Below are 13,149 nucleotides of genomic sequence, written 5' to 3'. Positions count from 1 at the left end.
GCACGCGCAGCGTGGAGGGAATCTCCGCCCTTCAGGGCGGAGAGGATGTCAACTCGGCGCGTCCTCGATGTGGGCGTGGCAGTTCGCGAAGATGCAGCACGCCGCCGTGCTGGGCGGGTGGACACCGTTCGCGGCGATGCAGGACCAGTACAACGTGCTCAAGCGCGAAGAGGAGCGCGACATGATCCCGATGTGCCTGGACCAGGGCGTCGGCCTCACCCCCTACTCGCCGCTGGCAAAGGGCCGGGCCACCCGGCCGTGGGGTGAGCAGACCGCACGATCGTCGGCCGACAACGTCGCCAAGGCGTTCGATCGGGACGTCGACAAGCCGGTCGTCGACGCCGTCCAGGGCGTCGCCGAGGCCCGCGGTGTCCCGATGGCCCGAGTGGCCCTGGCGTGGGTGCTGTCCAAGCCGGTGGTCTCCTGCCCGATCGTGGGCGCCACCAAGCCGCACCACCTCCAGGACGCCGTCGCGGCCCTTGATCTGCACCTCACCGACGAGGAGAGCGCCGTGTTGGAGGAAAGCTACACACCGCAGGAGAACTACTGGTGGTGACCTGGCCGCTGCCCGAGTGACCGTCGCGCGGCGGGCGCCTGCGTTAGCCTGACCCTGGCGGTGTTGCTCTTTTCCCCGGTCAGGGGCCTTGCTGGCCGATCACGCCGCGTCCACCAGGGGGAAACGATGTCAGCGCCACCCGAACGGAGCGGTGATTCCGGCACGGTGCTGCCCGAGCAGTCGGCGGTGCTCGCCGCGGCGATGGAGGCCTATCTCGCCTTCGACACCACCGGGCGCCTGGTGGCCTGGAACCCGGCCGCCGAGACGACGTTCGGCTACACCCAGGCACAGGCGTACGGCCGATCGGTCGAAGAGCTGATCGTCGCGCCCGGGCAACGGGCCGCCGCGCGCGCCGAACTGGCGATTCTGGCCGGCGGACGGCCCGGGAGGAGCCTCGGCCGGCGGATGCAGTTTTGCGCCTGGCACGCCGACGGCCACGAAGTGCCCGTCGAGATGACGCTGACCGCCACCGATGGGCCCACGGGCCGGGTGTTCCACGCTTTCGCGCACGACATCACCATCGCGCGGCGGGCCGGCCGGTTCGCCGCCGCCGAGGCCGCCGTCGCCCGTGGCCTTGCCGAGGCCGGCTCCAGCACCGCCGCCGCGGCTCGGGTCGTCGAGGCGCTCGGAGTGAAGATGGGCTGGCCGGTGACGGAGCTGTGGGTCGTCGACGACGACCGGCAACTGCTGACCTGCGCCGCCCGCCACGTCGAGCCCGGCCGGCGGCTACGGGACTTCGCCGTCGACGTCCTCGAACCGGGCGTCGCCCTGCCCGGCCGGGTCTGCGCCGGCGGCTCGCCGATCTGGATTCCCGACCTGGGCACCGACACCCGATCGGTGCGCAGCCGCGCGGCGGCCCGGATCGGGCTGCGGGTGGCCATCGGTGTCCCGCTGACCACCGGCCGGCAGGTGCACGGCGCGCTGTGTGTCTACGGCGACCGGGTCGAAGACCCCGAGGACACCCTGCTCGGCCTGCTCAGTGGCCTCGCCGCGCAGATCGGGCAATACGTGGAGCGGCGGCGCGCCGAAGAACTGGCCATCGAGCTGGCCCGTACCAAAGACGAGTTCCTCGCCATGGTGACCCATGAACTGCGCAACCCGCTGGCGGCGATCACCGGCACCGCTTCCCTGCTCGACGACGAACTCGACGAGTTGCCCCCCGACGAACGGCGCCACTGCCTGCAGATCATCACCCGCAACGCCGAGCGGCTGTCGGTCATGGCCGAGGACCTGCTCGACCTGGCACGGCTCGAATCCGGGCACCTCGCCATCAACCCGGCCGACACCGACCTGGCCGACATCATCCGCCAGGCCCTCGACGCGGTCGCAGAGCAGCCCGGCAAGAATCTCACCATCACGGCACGGCTCCCGGAGCACCTCGAGCTGTACGCCGACCCGAGCCGGCTGCGCCAGGTCGCCGACAACCTGATCTCCAACGCGATCAAGTACACGCCCGCGGGCGGGACCATCACGGTCACCGCGGCCGCCGACGAGACCGGCGACACGATCACCTGGACGGTCGCCGACACCGGCATCGGCATCCCCGCCGCCGAACGGCCCCGGCTGTTCCGCCGCTTCTACCGCGCCTCCACCGCTCTCGACCAGCGCATCCCCGGCACCGGGCTGGGGCTGGTCATCGCCCGCACCATCGTCGAACGCCATCACGGCACCATCACCCTGTCCGACCACCTCGGCCCGGGCACCACCTTCACCATCGAGCTCCCGGCCAAACCGCAATAACGAGACAGACAGCCTTCCCGTACGGGCCGGAAGGCGCGCACGGCGCCCGGCGCGCGCCCCAGACCGATCAGCCCAATGGGCGGGGCATGCGCCTGGTCGAAGCCATCGCCGACAGTTGGGGGGTGTACCGGCATCATGCGGAGGCCGGCAAACGCGTGTGGGTCGACCTGCCCTTCGGCTGAGAGCCTCGACGTCGTGGGGCAACAGACCCAGGCGCCCCGGCTGCCCGCTGTCGTCCTGGACGGATTGCGGCCGAGCCGCCGGAGCTGAGTGCCGGGTGGTAAAGGTTTTCCTACCGTCGATCCTTCTCTGGTAGACCGCTTTCCGGCGTCGAATCATGAACTCATGACAAACGCACTGAGCACCGAGAACGCCGTCGCCCGCCTGGTCGACGAGGCAGCCGTCCGTGACACCGTCCTCCGATTCGCCGACGTCGCCGTCCGCGGAGATTTCGACGCCTTCCGCACCCTGTGGTCGGAGGACGCCCTCTGGGTCATCGGCGGCACCGACGGCCAGCCTTTCGAACGGCGCGCCGAAGGTGCCGACCAGATCGTGGCGCTGTACCGCACTCTCCGGGAAGAGCGCGACTACTTCATCCAATTCGTGATTCCGGGCGTCGTGGAGATGGACGGGGACACCGCCACCGCCCGATCGATGTGCCACGAAGCGGCGCGCGGTCCCGGGGAGAGCTACTACCGCAACAACGGGGTGTGGACCGACACGTTCCGGCGTACCGACAACGGCTGGGTCTTCACCAACCGCACCTACGAATACCTGTGGCTGGACTTCTCCCCGTTCACCGGCGACATCTCGTGGGGAAGCGCGGACGCCCGATGACCAGTCTCGACACCTCGGCCGTCCGGTGGCGGGCGGCCGAGGTCTCCGCTCCCCGGCTCGGCCGGCCGGTCCCCGTGATCGTGGCCCGCGACATTCCTTATCGTCCGGACGCGAACCGTTTCCAGAATCTGAGCATCTATCTTCCGGTGACCCCAGAGACGTCCGCGATGATCGGCGCGCCGGTCGTGTCGCTGCCGGACTCCGGTCCGGATCCGGCCCGCGGTCTCGTCCACGTTCACGGTGGCGCGTGGCGTGACCCGAACCTTACCGCCCGGTCGATCGAGCCCGCTGTCGCGCATGCTTTCTCCGCCGCCGGCGACGCCATTCCCCTCCGTGCGGTGGCGTCGCTGAACTACAGCCTCTCGCCATTCCCGACCCATCCCGAACTGCCCTATGAGCCGGCTACGGCCGAGCATCCGGACCCGGCTCGCGAAGCGGTTCATCCGGCTCATGTCCGTGACGTTCTGCACGGGCTCGATCTGCTCCGGTCGTATGGTCTCGCGGACGACTCGTACGTCCTTTCCGGGCACAGCTGCGGCGCGTGCATCGCCTTCCAGGCGATTCTGCGATCGCCTCGCGACCACGGGCTCGACGCGGTTCCGGAGGCGCCGCGCCCCGCGGCGCTGCTCGGCCTCAACGGCCTGTACGACCTACCGGCGCTGGTGCACGGGCTCGGCGCGTCCCACCAGCACCTCCGCGACGAGTACGCGATGTTGCTGGGGCACGCCTTCGGGACCGATCAGAGCCGGTGGCCGGCGGCCAGTCCGGCGCGGTTCGACCCGGCGGGGATCGGCGAGCGGGTACGCCGGGGACGGGCACCGGCACTCGTCGTGCTCGACCAGAGCAGCGAGGACCACCTCGTACCGATGAATCAGCGAGAGACGATGGAGGCGCGGCTGCGCGAGGCGGGCGTGCCGCGGGTGGTCACCGGCCACCGGTGCACGGGAAGCCACGCGGCGCCCTGGGAGCAGGGCCACATGCTGTGGGACAGCGTCCAGGACACCCTCCGGCTCCTCTGAGTCGACGCGACGGGAGCGGCGACCGAGATGGCGGTCAGTCGGTGATGGAGGCCCGGAAGGTGTAACGGTCGCCGCGGTAGGCCTGCACCGTCAGCTCGATCGGGATGCCCTCCTGGTTGAAGGTCAGCTGGGTGGCGGCCAGGATCGGCACCGCACCGGTGATCTCGAGTTGCTCCCGCTCCTTCTCGGTGGCGTTGCGCGCCTCGACCGAGTAGTCCGCGTAGTGCGGCTGCTGGGCCGGTGTCGCGGTGCGCAACACCTCGTACAGGGAACGCTGGGTGAAGTCCGTGGTCGCCAGCCCGGGGGCGACCGACAGCGGGAGCCGGTTGCGTTCGACCGCGATGACCAGGTCGTTCTGGTAGCGCAACCGCCGCATCTCGAACAGCTCGGCGCCCGCCGCGATGCGCAGCAGCTCGGCTTCGCGAACCGTGGCCGGGCGGACCGCGGAGGAGAGCACCCGGTTGCGGACGGCGACTCCGCGCTGAGCGGCCAGGTCGGCGAAGCCCAGCACGCGACCCGCCGCCCCGGGCCGATGGGCGGGGGTGGCGGCCGCCACGGCCCAGCCCCGCGCCGGCAGGGAGATCAGGATGCCGCGCTCGCGCAGCTCGTTCAGGGCGGCGCGGATGGTGACCCGGGAGGCCCCGTAACGCTCGGCGAGCTGCCGTTCGGAGGGCAACCGGGCCCCGTCGGCGCCGCCCGACGCCCGCAGATCCTCGTGAATGCGGTCGGCGAGCCGCAGGTACAGCGGCAGCGCGTCCGGGCCGATCAGAGGGCTGGTTGTCACGGCCACGACCCTATCAGCGCACCCAGTTGAAGCCATTGACATACCAGTTGCATACCAGTAGCTTCCGCAACCAGACCAGATAGGTCGGAACCCGAGGAGCACGATGAGTGGCAGCGACTTCACCAGGGCAGAGATCGAACAACAGCCGGCCGTCTGGCGAGCGACCCGGATGGTGGTGCAGGCCGCCCGCACCGACGTGGACCGGCTCCTGGCCGCCGCTCTGGACGACCGGACGCGGATCGTGCTGACCGGCGCCGGGACCTCGGCGTACGTCGGCGAGATCCTGGCCCCGGAGCTGACCCGCCTGCTGAAGCGGCCGGTCGAGGCGATTCCCACCACGGATCTCGTCACCGACCCGCACGCGGTGGCCACCGGCGACCAGCCGGTGCTGCTGGTGTCGTTCGCCCGCAGCGGCAACAGCCCGGAGTCCCTCGCGGCAGCCGGCCTGATCGACCAGCTCGCCCCGGTCGCCCACCACCTGGTGATCACCTGCAACGCCGAGGGCCGGCTCGCCCGCGCCTACGAGTCGGCCGGCAACGCCGCCGTGGTGACGTTGCCGGCCGCCACCAACGACCGCGGCTTCGCGATGACGTCCTCGTTCACGTCGATGCTGCTCGCCGCGTACCTCTGCCTGGCCGGCGAGGCCGACGTGGACGCGTTGGCGGCCGCCGCCGAGACCGTCCTCGCCCGCTCGGAAGACGTGCGGCGGGCGGTGACCGCGTTGCGGCCGGAGCGCATCGTCTACCTGGGCTCCGGAAGTCTCAAGGGACTGGCCCGCGAGGCCGCCCTCAAGACCCTCGAACTGACCGCCGGCACCACAGTCGCGCTCGGCGAGTCGTCGCTGGGTTTCCGGCACGGCCCCAAGGCCGCTCTCACCCCCGGCACGCTCGCTGTCGTCTTCGTCTCCGGTGACTCCTACCGGCGCGCGTACGACCTCGACCTCGCCCGCGAACTGGCCGGCGACCTCGGCGCCGAACGCGTCGTGCTCGTCGACGCCGGCGAGGGCACCTGGCACGTACCCCGCAGCCCCGGTCTGCCGGACGCCCTGTGGGCGGTCCTCGCCGTCATCCCCGCCCAGCTCACCGCGCTCGCCTGCTCGCTGGCCGCCGGGCTCACCCCGGACAACCCGTTCCCCGGCGGCGAGGTCAACCGGGTCGTCCAGGGCGTCGTCATCCACCCCTACGGCGAAGGGCGCAACTGACATGTACCTCGGCGTGGACGGCGGCGGCACCAAGACGGCCTTCTGCCTCATCGACGACGACGGCGCGATCGTCGCCACGACCCGCACCGCCGGCATCCACTACCTGGCGAGCGGCATCGACATCATCGAGCCCCTGCTCGCCGAAGGCGTCACGCGGGTGTGCGCGCAGGCCGGGATCACCCCCGAGGCCATCACGTACGCGTTCTTCGGGATCCCGTGTCACGGCGAGGTCCTGTCCGACGTACCGAAGCTCGACGCCCTGCCGCGTGCGGTGCTCGGCACCGATCGCTACCGGTGCGGCAACGACATGATCTGTGGCTGGGCCGGCTCGCTGGGCGCCGCCGACGGCATCAACGTCGTCGCCGGCACCGGGTCGATCGCCTACGGCGAGAACGGCGATCGCCGGTCGCGCACCGGCGGCTGGAGCGAACTGTTCGGCGACGAGGGATCGGCCTACTGGGTCGCCGTCCGCGGCCTCAACGCGTTCAGCCGGATGAGCGACGGACGCCTGCCCCGCGGGCCGCTCGCCGGCATCCTGCGTACCGCCCTCGGCCTCACCGACGACCTCGAGGCCGTCGACGTCGTGATGAACCGCTGGCAGGGCGACCGGGCGAAGATCGCCGCACTGAGCACGGTGGTCAGCGAGGCCGCCGACGCCGGCGACACCGTGTGCGCCGCCATCCTGCGCGACGCCGGCCGCGAGCTCGCCGCCATGGTCGACGCCGAGGCGCGCGCCCTGCGCTTCCCGGGACACCAGCAGATTCCGGTCTCGTACTCCGGCGGGATGTTCACCTGCCCGCCCCTGCTCGCCGCGTTCCGGCAATCCCTGACCGGCCGGTACGACCTGCGTGAACCTCTCTTCCCCCCGGACCACGGCGCCGCCCTGTACGCCGCGCGGCTGGCCGGGCACTCCCCGATCACGATGGGACGACTGTCATGACAACGAGCGCCATCACCCGCCGTACCGGCTGGATTCCGTACGCCGCTCTGCTGGTTCTGTTCTGGGGCGTCTGGGGCGCGTTCTCCGGCACCCCCACCAGCAAGTACGGCTACCCCGACGGCATGGTCTACCTCATCTGGTCGCTGACGATGATCATCCCGGCGGTGGCGGCCCTGCGTGGCGCCACCTTCGACCGCCGCCCGGTCGCGGCCGGGTACGGGCTGATCGTGGGGCTCACCGGCGCCGGCGGCCAGTTGCTGCTGTTCAAGGCGCTGACCATCGGCCCCGCCTACATCATCTTCCCGATCATCGCACTGTCCCCCGCGATCACCGTGATCATGGCGCTGGTCGCGCTCAAGGAACGCCTCACCCGGCTCGCGGTCGTCGGCGTCGTCCTGGCGCTCGTGGCGATCGTCCTGTTCTCGGTCGCGCCCAGTGACGAGGACGCCTCCACCGGGCCCTACCTGCTGCTGGCCGTCCTGATCTGCGTCGCCTGGGGCGTGCAGGCGTACTACATGCGCAAGGCCGCCGTCGCCGGCGTCAACGACGCCACCACCTTCGGCTGGATGACGGGTCAGCGGCATCGTGCTGATCCCGGTCGCCCTGATCATGATGGGCGGCTTCCCCACCGGCTTCCCGTGGCAGGCGCCCACGCTGACCGCGGCCACCCAGCTGCTCAACGCCATCGGCGCGCTCTTCCTGGTGATGGCGATGAGCCGGGGCAAGGCCTCGGTGGTCGCGCCGATCACCAACGCGCTCGCGCCGGTGCTGACCATCGCCCTGTCCCTGGCGGTCTACCGGAGCGTCCCGTCGGTCTACCAGAGCGCCGGCATCGTGCTCGCGCTGGCCGGCTCGACCCTGATGGTCTACACCACCGAGAAGTCCGCCGAACTGGCCGAAGCATGACCCGCGTCGTCACCGTCACGCTCAACCCGGCGATCGACGTCACGTACGAGGTCCCGGCGCTCGCCATCGGGACCAGTGTCCGGGTCGCCACGGTCCGGTCCCGGGCCGGCGGCAAAGGGGTCAATGTGGCCGCCGTCGTACGGCAACTGGGCGGTGACCCGATCGTCGTCGCGCCGACCGCCCTCACCGAACCCGACCCGTTCCGTTCCGGACTGGCCGCCCTGGGCCTGCCCCACCGCCTGATCCCCTCGTTCGGGACCGTGCGGCGCACCGTCGCCGTGGTCGGCGCCGACGGACTGACCACGATCCTGCTGGAGCCGGGCAGCCACGCGGCCCCGGACACCACCGGCCGGATCGCCGCCACCGTCACCGCGGAGCTGGCCGGCGCCGGCGCGCTGGTCATCTCCGGCAGCCTCGCGCCGGGACTGCCCGACGACCTGCCCGCCCAGCTGGCACGTACCGCCCGCGCGCAGGGAGTCCCGGTGATCGCCGACGTGTCCGGGCCCGCGCTGCGTGCGGTGGCCACCGCCGGGGCCGTCCTGACGCCCAACCGCGACGAGTTCGCCGAGCTCACCGGCCACCAGCCGGGCTCCACCGCGGAGATCGTCGCCCGCGCACGCGAGCTGATCGGGGCCGGCGCGGCAGCGGTGCTCGTGACGCTCGGCGAGGACGGCGCCGTCGCCGTCACGAACGGCGGCGCCTGGCACGCCCGCACCGCCGGCGTCGCCGGCGGCAACCCGACCGGCGCCGGCGACGCGGCCGCCGCCGCGCTCGCCCTGCACCTGGCACGCGGCGCCGCCTGGCCCGCGGCACTCACCGACGCCGTGGCCAGCTCCGCCGCGTGCGTCCTGCGGCCGGTGGCCGGCGACATCGACCTCGAGGCGCGGAGCCGCCGGCTCGGCGCCGTCACCGTGAAGGAACTCCCGTGACCGACCACAGTCTTCTCGACGACCTGCGCGGCAGCGGCCGGGCGGTCGGCGCCTTCAACGCCATCCTGCTCGAGCACGCCGAGGCCATCGTGGCCGGCGCCGAGGAAGCCCGGCTCCCGGTGATTCTGCAGATCTCGCAGAACGCGGTGCGCTACCACGGCTCGCTGGCCCCGTTCGCCACGGCCTGTCTCAGCCTGGCCTCGTCGGCCTCGGTGCCGGTCGTCGTCCACCTCGATCACGCCGAGGACGAGACCCTGATCGACCAGGCCGTCGCGCTCGGCATCCGCTCGGTGATGTTCGACGCCGCCACCCTGCCGTACGCCGAGAACGTCGCCCGCACCCGCGACGTGGTGCGCCGTTGTCACGCGGCCGGCTGCCGGGTCGAGGCCGAGCTCGGCGCCATCGGCGGCAAGGACGGCGCGCACGCTCCCGGCGTACGCACCGACCCCGCCGAAGCCACCGCGTTCACCGCCGCCACCGGGGTCGACGCGCTGGCCGTGGCGGTCGGCTCCGTACACGCCATGTCCCGCCGGGACGCCAGCCTCGACAACGCGCTCATCGAACGGCTGCGTGCCGCGGTCGCCGTTCCGCTGGTCCTGCACGGCTCCTCCGGGGTGTCCGACGAGGGCCTGCGGGAGGCTGTCCGGCGGGGCATCACCAAGGTGAACATCGGAACGCTGCTCAACCGGGTTCTGACCAGCCGAGTCCGAGGAGTACTGACCGACGACGCCGACCTGAGCGATCCGCGGAAGTACCTGGCGCCGGGCCGGGACGCGGTCCGCGCGGAGGTCGCCAGAATGCTGCGCCTGCTGGCCGGCGAGCCGGTGCCGGCCACCCCCGAGCCGCACAGCTCACCGGCGGCGCCCGCACGGCCGTGACCGGCGCGCCCGATGGATGCGGCGTTCGGACGCGGGCACACCGGCCTGCCGGTGTGCCCGCAACGTCTCAGCCGGCGGCGCGCTCGTCATACGTCTCGCGGTGGGCCAGCACCTCGTCCATGTGCGTCTGCGCCCAGGACTTGAGACCACGCATCAACTCGTGCAGGGAGAGGCCGAGCTCGGTGAGCTCGTAGCTGACCGTGACCGGCACCGTCGGCGTCACGGTGCGGCTGATCAGACCGTCGCGCTCCAGCGACCGCAGGGTCTGGGTGAGCATCTTCTGACTGACGCCGGCCAGCAGGCGGGACAGCTCGGAGTAACGCATCGCGCGGGGTTCCCCGGCGCAGCCGATGTCGAGCTGGTGGGAGCCGTCGCTGCCGAGTGCGGACAGGATCAGCGTCACCCACTTGTCGGAGAGCCGGTCGAGCAGCTTGCGACTGGGACATCCCGCCAGAAAGGCGTCGTACTCCATCTTGGCCTGCGTCTTCTTCTGTGACGCTGTCGTCGTGACCATCGCCGTTCAACCCCTCCGCCGGGTGACTAACGAACTTCGAAGTGCGTACTTCCCGATAGAGCGTAACCGCGTCAGAGTGAAGCAGCTTCCTCGACGGAAGCGTACTGGCCAGCTCGTACGTTCGGAAAGGCACGACCATGACATCTCTACCCGGCGGAACCTGGACGTTGGGTGATCTGACGGTCACCCGGTTCGGCTACGGTGCCATGCAGCTCGCCGGCCCCTGGGTCATGGGGCCGCCCGCCGACCACGACGGTGCGCTCGCCGTCCTTCGCGAGGCGGTCGGGCAGGGCATCACCCACATCGACACCAGCAACGCCTACGGGCCGAACATCACCAACCAGCTGATCCGCGAAGCACTGCACCCGTACCCCGAGGCGTTGCACATCGTGACCAAGGTCGGCGCGACCCGGGACGAGAAGGGCGGCTGGCCGCCGGCCCGGGACCCGGAAGCGCTGCGCCGATCCGTACACGAGAATCTCGAGAATCTGGGTCTGGAAACACTCGACCTGGTCAACCTCCGGCTCGGCAATGCTCAGGGTCCCCAGCAGGAATCTCTGGCCGAGGCGTTCGAGGCGCTCCTGGAGCTGCGGCAGCAAGGACTGATCCGGCACCTCGGGGTGAGCAACGTGACCGCGGAGCAGGTGACCGAGGCGCAGTCGATCGGGCCGATCGTGTGCGTGCAGAACGGGTACAACCTCGCGCACCGGCACGACGACGAGCTGATCGACCGGCTCGCCGCCGAAGGCATCGCCTACGTGCCCTTCTTCCCGCTCGGCGGGTTCAGCCCGCTGCAGTCCGAGGCGCTCACGAGGGTCTCGGCACGGCTCGGCGCGACCCCGATCGCCGTCGCCCTGGCATGGCTGCTGCGGCGCTCACCGAACATCCTGCTGATCCCGGGCACCTCATCGGTGGCTCACCTGCGGGAGAACATCGCCGGAGCGGGGATCAGCCTCTCCCCCGAGGACGTCGCGGAGCTGAACGACCTCGCCCCGGCGGGCCGCACCGCCGGCTGAGGCGCACCGGGGTGGAATTCCCGGGATGACGGCGCAGGTCACCGCCTTGCCGACAGCGGCGATTCTACCGATGCGGCAGGCGACCGGCCTGGCGAGACTGGCTGGACCCGCCACCGGCCGCCCTCCGAGGAGGACGGGCGGCCGGATCCGTCCCGGCGGATGTCCCCGACCGAGGAGGTCGCGATGACCGCGCCACTGCCCGTCCCGCGCCGGCCCCGCCGCCGGCCGCCGTTGATCGCCGTGCTGGCCGCCGTGGCCGCCGTGCTGATGGCCGGCCCAGCTCCGGACGCGGCCGCCGCACCGGCGACCGCGCCCGCGGCGGCGGTGCCCAGCCCGGCGATCACCGTCCCACCGGCCGGTGCGCACGGCTTCCCGTTCCTGGCCGAGGCGGAGGATCTGGCCGCGGCCGGATACACCGAGTCCGAGTACTTCCTCTCCGGGATCGCGTCCTCGTACGTCGGCCTCGGCGTGCTCGGCCCGAGCGGGCGGTGGCAGGTCGCGCCGGCCGGCCGGGCCCCGTACCGGACCCGGATGCTGGTCCGCCGCCCGGCCGAGCCGGCCCGCTTCAACGGCGTCGTGGTGGTGGAATGGCTCAACGTCAGCGGCCAGGTGGACCTCTCGCCGGACTACTGGTTCGCCCACGACGAACTGCTGCGCGCCGGGTACGCCTGGGTCGGCGTGTCGGCCCAGGAGGTCGGCGTGGACGGCGGGATCGGTGACCTGCCCGGGCTTCGCCAGTGGGACCCGGCCCGGTACCGGACGCTGAGCCACCCCGGCGACCAGTTCTCGTACGACATCTTCTCCCAGGCCGGGCAGGCCCTGCGTACGCCTGGTGCGACGAACCCGCTGGCCGGCCTCGCCGTCCGTACGGTGCTCGCCGACGGGGAGTCGCAATCGGCACTGCGCATGACGACGTACGTCAACGCGATACATCCGGTCGCCGAGGTGTACGACGGTTTCCTCATCCACAGCAACAGCGCCCTGGCCGCCCCGATCGACGCGCTGGGGCTGGGCATGCCGCTGACCGTCCGGGTCCGTACCGACCTCGAGCAGCCCACGTTCGTCGTGCTCACCGAGACCGACGTGGTCGGCCACGCGCCGGCCCGTCAGCCGGACACCGCGACCGTACGCACCTGGGAGCTGGCCGGCACCGCACACGGCGACCAGTGGGCGCTGGACCTGGGTGATCCGACGCTGCGCCGGTCACTGGGCAGCCAGACGCCGTCGCCGGACTGCCCGGCCGGCTCGGCACCACCCAACGACGGGCCCGGCCGCTACGGCATGAACGCGGCGCTGGCGCACCTGACCACGTGGGCGCAAGGCGGGACGGCACCTCCGGCGGCCCCGCCGATCGCGCTCAGCGGCAGCACCGTGACCCGGAACGCGGCGACCGGGCTGGCACTGGGCGGCCTGCGGTTGCCCGACGTGACGGTGCCGACCCGCACCCTGAGCGGCTCCCGGGAGAGCGGCGGCGGACCGTTCTGCCGCCTCTACGGGGCGCGCGACCCGTGGAACGCCGACGCCGACGGGTGGGACCGGCACGACGCCGGCGACCCGTCGGACCCGGCCGCACCGGCCAACCGCGAACCGGACCTGGCCACGCTGTACCCGACGCATGAGCGGTATGTCGCGGCGGTGCGGGCGGCGGCCGACGCTGCGGTGACCGGCGGCTACCTGCTGCCCCCGGACGCGGCGCAGATCGTCGCCACCGCGCAGGCGTCACCGATCGGCGGCTGATTCCGCCACCCGGCTCCCGGGCCCTCCCCGGGGGGCGCGGGAGCCGGCACCGCAGCGCGCGATCCAGGCGGGCGGAGGCGCTGTGCGCCGAG

General features: G+C 72.0%; 13 protein-coding genes and 1 pseudogene. 12 read left to right on the top strand and 2 right to left on the bottom strand.

Annotated elements, in window-relative coordinates:
* The 4 genes from Acy02nite_RS38740 to Acy02nite_RS38725 form a co-directional block, all read left to right on the top strand.
* Positions 1-556: aldo/keto reductase (locus Acy02nite_RS38740; RefSeq protein WP_203753008.1), on the top strand; the 556-nt coding region annotated here is incomplete at its 5' end.
* Positions 557-682: 126 nt separating this feature from the next.
* Entirely contained in the window at positions 683-2,296 is a 1,614-nt protein-coding gene (locus Acy02nite_RS38735) for a sensor histidine kinase (RefSeq protein WP_203753005.1), read from the top strand.
* A gap of 345 nt (positions 2,297-2,641) precedes the next feature.
* On the top strand, positions 2,642-3,133 hold the full coding sequence (locus tag Acy02nite_RS38730; RefSeq protein WP_203753003.1) for a nuclear transport factor 2 family protein: 492 nt from the start codon (positions 2,642-2,644) through the stop codon (positions 3,131-3,133).
* Entirely contained in the window at positions 3,130-4,152 is a 1,023-nt protein-coding gene (locus Acy02nite_RS38725; RefSeq protein ID WP_203753001.1) for an alpha/beta hydrolase, read from the top strand. The genes Acy02nite_RS38730 and Acy02nite_RS38725 overlap by 4 nt, the downstream gene beginning before the upstream one ends.
* 34 nt (positions 4,153-4,186) lie before the next feature.
* Here the strand turns inward: Acy02nite_RS38725 and Acy02nite_RS38720 are convergent, their stop codons facing one another.
* Positions 4,187-4,936: a GntR family transcriptional regulator gene (locus tag Acy02nite_RS38720; RefSeq protein ID WP_203752999.1), complete on the bottom strand. Its 750-nt coding sequence runs from the start codon at positions 4,934-4,936 to the stop codon at positions 4,187-4,189.
* 103 nt (positions 4,937-5,039) lie between these two features.
* Between Acy02nite_RS38720 and Acy02nite_RS38715 the strand changes: the two genes are divergently transcribed.
* The 6 genes and pseudogenes from Acy02nite_RS38715 to Acy02nite_RS38700 all read left to right on the top strand — a co-directional run bounded on the left by Acy02nite_RS38715 (position 5,040) and on the right by Acy02nite_RS38700 (position 9,790).
* On the top strand, positions 5,040-6,137 hold the full coding sequence (locus Acy02nite_RS38715) for an SIS domain-containing protein (RefSeq protein ID WP_203752997.1): 1,098 nt from the start codon (positions 5,040-5,042) through the stop codon (positions 6,135-6,137).
* Between the two features lies 1 nt (position 6,138).
* Positions 6,139-7,077 carry an N-acetylglucosamine kinase gene (locus tag Acy02nite_RS38710; protein WP_203752994.1) on the top strand — a complete coding sequence of 313 codons (939 nt, stop codon included), beginning with the start codon at positions 6,139-6,141 and terminating at the stop codon, positions 7,075-7,077.
* Positions 7,074-7,442, top strand: a pseudogene (locus Acy02nite_RS47655) (EamA family transporter); the annotation flags it as partial. The gene Acy02nite_RS38710 and the pseudogene Acy02nite_RS47655, both read left to right, overlap by 4 nt.
* Positions 7,443-7,662: 220 nt before the next feature.
* Entirely contained in the window at positions 7,663-7,983 is a 321-nt protein-coding gene (locus Acy02nite_RS46840; RefSeq protein ID WP_239175600.1) for an EamA family transporter, read from the top strand.
* The gene (locus Acy02nite_RS46835; protein ID WP_239175599.1) at positions 7,980-8,912 is read left to right on the top strand and encodes a 1-phosphofructokinase family hexose kinase; all 933 of its coding nucleotides are present in this window, start codon (positions 7,980-7,982) and stop codon (positions 8,910-8,912) included. The genes Acy02nite_RS46840 and Acy02nite_RS46835 overlap by 4 nt, the downstream gene beginning before the upstream one ends.
* The gene (locus tag Acy02nite_RS38700) at positions 8,909-9,790 is read left to right on the top strand and encodes a class II fructose-bisphosphate aldolase (protein WP_203752988.1); all 882 of its coding nucleotides are present in this window, start codon (positions 8,909-8,911) and stop codon (positions 9,788-9,790) included. Before Acy02nite_RS46835 ends, Acy02nite_RS38700 begins: the two co-directional genes overlap by 4 nt.
* A gap of 67 nt (positions 9,791-9,857) precedes the next feature.
* On the opposite strand, the gene Acy02nite_RS38695 is transcribed toward Acy02nite_RS38700, so the two are convergent.
* A complete protein-coding gene (locus Acy02nite_RS38695) occupies positions 9,858-10,304 on the bottom strand; it encodes a winged helix-turn-helix transcriptional regulator (RefSeq protein WP_203752985.1) in 447 nt (148 codons plus the stop codon).
* A 137-nt stretch (positions 10,305-10,441) separates the two neighbouring features.
* On the opposite strand from Acy02nite_RS38695, the gene Acy02nite_RS38690 reads away from it, so the two are divergent.
* Both Acy02nite_RS38690 and Acy02nite_RS38685 read left to right on the top strand, forming a co-directional pair.
* Positions 10,442-11,320, top strand: coding sequence for an aldo/keto reductase family oxidoreductase (locus tag Acy02nite_RS38690; protein ID WP_203752982.1), 879 nt, complete (start codon positions 10,442-10,444; stop codon positions 11,318-11,320).
* A gap of 183 nt (positions 11,321-11,503) precedes the next feature.
* Positions 11,504-13,057, top strand: a complete 1,554-nt coding sequence (locus Acy02nite_RS38685) for an alpha/beta hydrolase domain-containing protein (protein ID WP_203752979.1) — start codon at positions 11,504-11,506, stop codon at positions 13,055-13,057.
* Positions 13,058-13,149: the final 92 nt, after the last annotated feature.

Source organism: Actinoplanes cyaneus, assembly GCF_016862095.1.
Lineage (GTDB): Bacteria > Actinomycetota > Actinomycetes > Mycobacteriales > Micromonosporaceae > Actinoplanes > Actinoplanes cyaneus.
The sequence above is the reverse complement of the archived record's forward strand: the minus strand, read 5'-3'. Positions and strand labels throughout refer to the sequence as shown.

Excerpts from the sequence above, each read along its gene's own strand:
- Acy02nite_RS38715 (WP_203752997.1), top strand. The coding sequence starts at position 5,040 with ATGAGTGGCAGCGACTTCACCAGGGCAGAGATCGAACAACAGCCGGCC.
- Acy02nite_RS38710 (WP_203752994.1), top strand. The coding sequence starts at position 6,139 with ATGTACCTCGGCGTGGACGGCGGCGGCACCAAGACGGCCTTCTGCCTC.
- Acy02nite_RS38690 (WP_203752982.1), top strand. The coding sequence starts at position 10,442 with ATGACATCTCTACCCGGCGGAACCTGGACGTTGGGTGATCTGACGGTC.
- Acy02nite_RS38735 (WP_203753005.1), top strand. The coding sequence starts at position 683 with ATGTCAGCGCCACCCGAACGGAGCGGTGATTCCGGCACGGTGCTGCCC.
- Acy02nite_RS38695 (WP_203752985.1), bottom strand. The coding sequence starts at position 10,304 with ATGGTCACGACGACAGCGTCACAGAAGAAGACGCAGGCCAAGATGGAG.
- Acy02nite_RS38685 (WP_203752979.1), top strand. The coding sequence starts at position 11,504 with ATGACCGCGCCACTGCCCGTCCCGCGCCGGCCCCGCCGCCGGCCGCCG.
- Acy02nite_RS38725 (WP_203753001.1), top strand. The coding sequence starts at position 3,130 with ATGACCAGTCTCGACACCTCGGCCGTCCGGTGGCGGGCGGCCGAGGTC.
- Acy02nite_RS38730 (WP_203753003.1), top strand. The coding sequence starts at position 2,642 with ATGACAAACGCACTGAGCACCGAGAACGCCGTCGCCCGCCTGGTCGAC.
- Acy02nite_RS46835 (WP_239175599.1), top strand. The coding sequence starts at position 7,980 with ATGACCCGCGTCGTCACCGTCACGCTCAACCCGGCGATCGACGTCACG.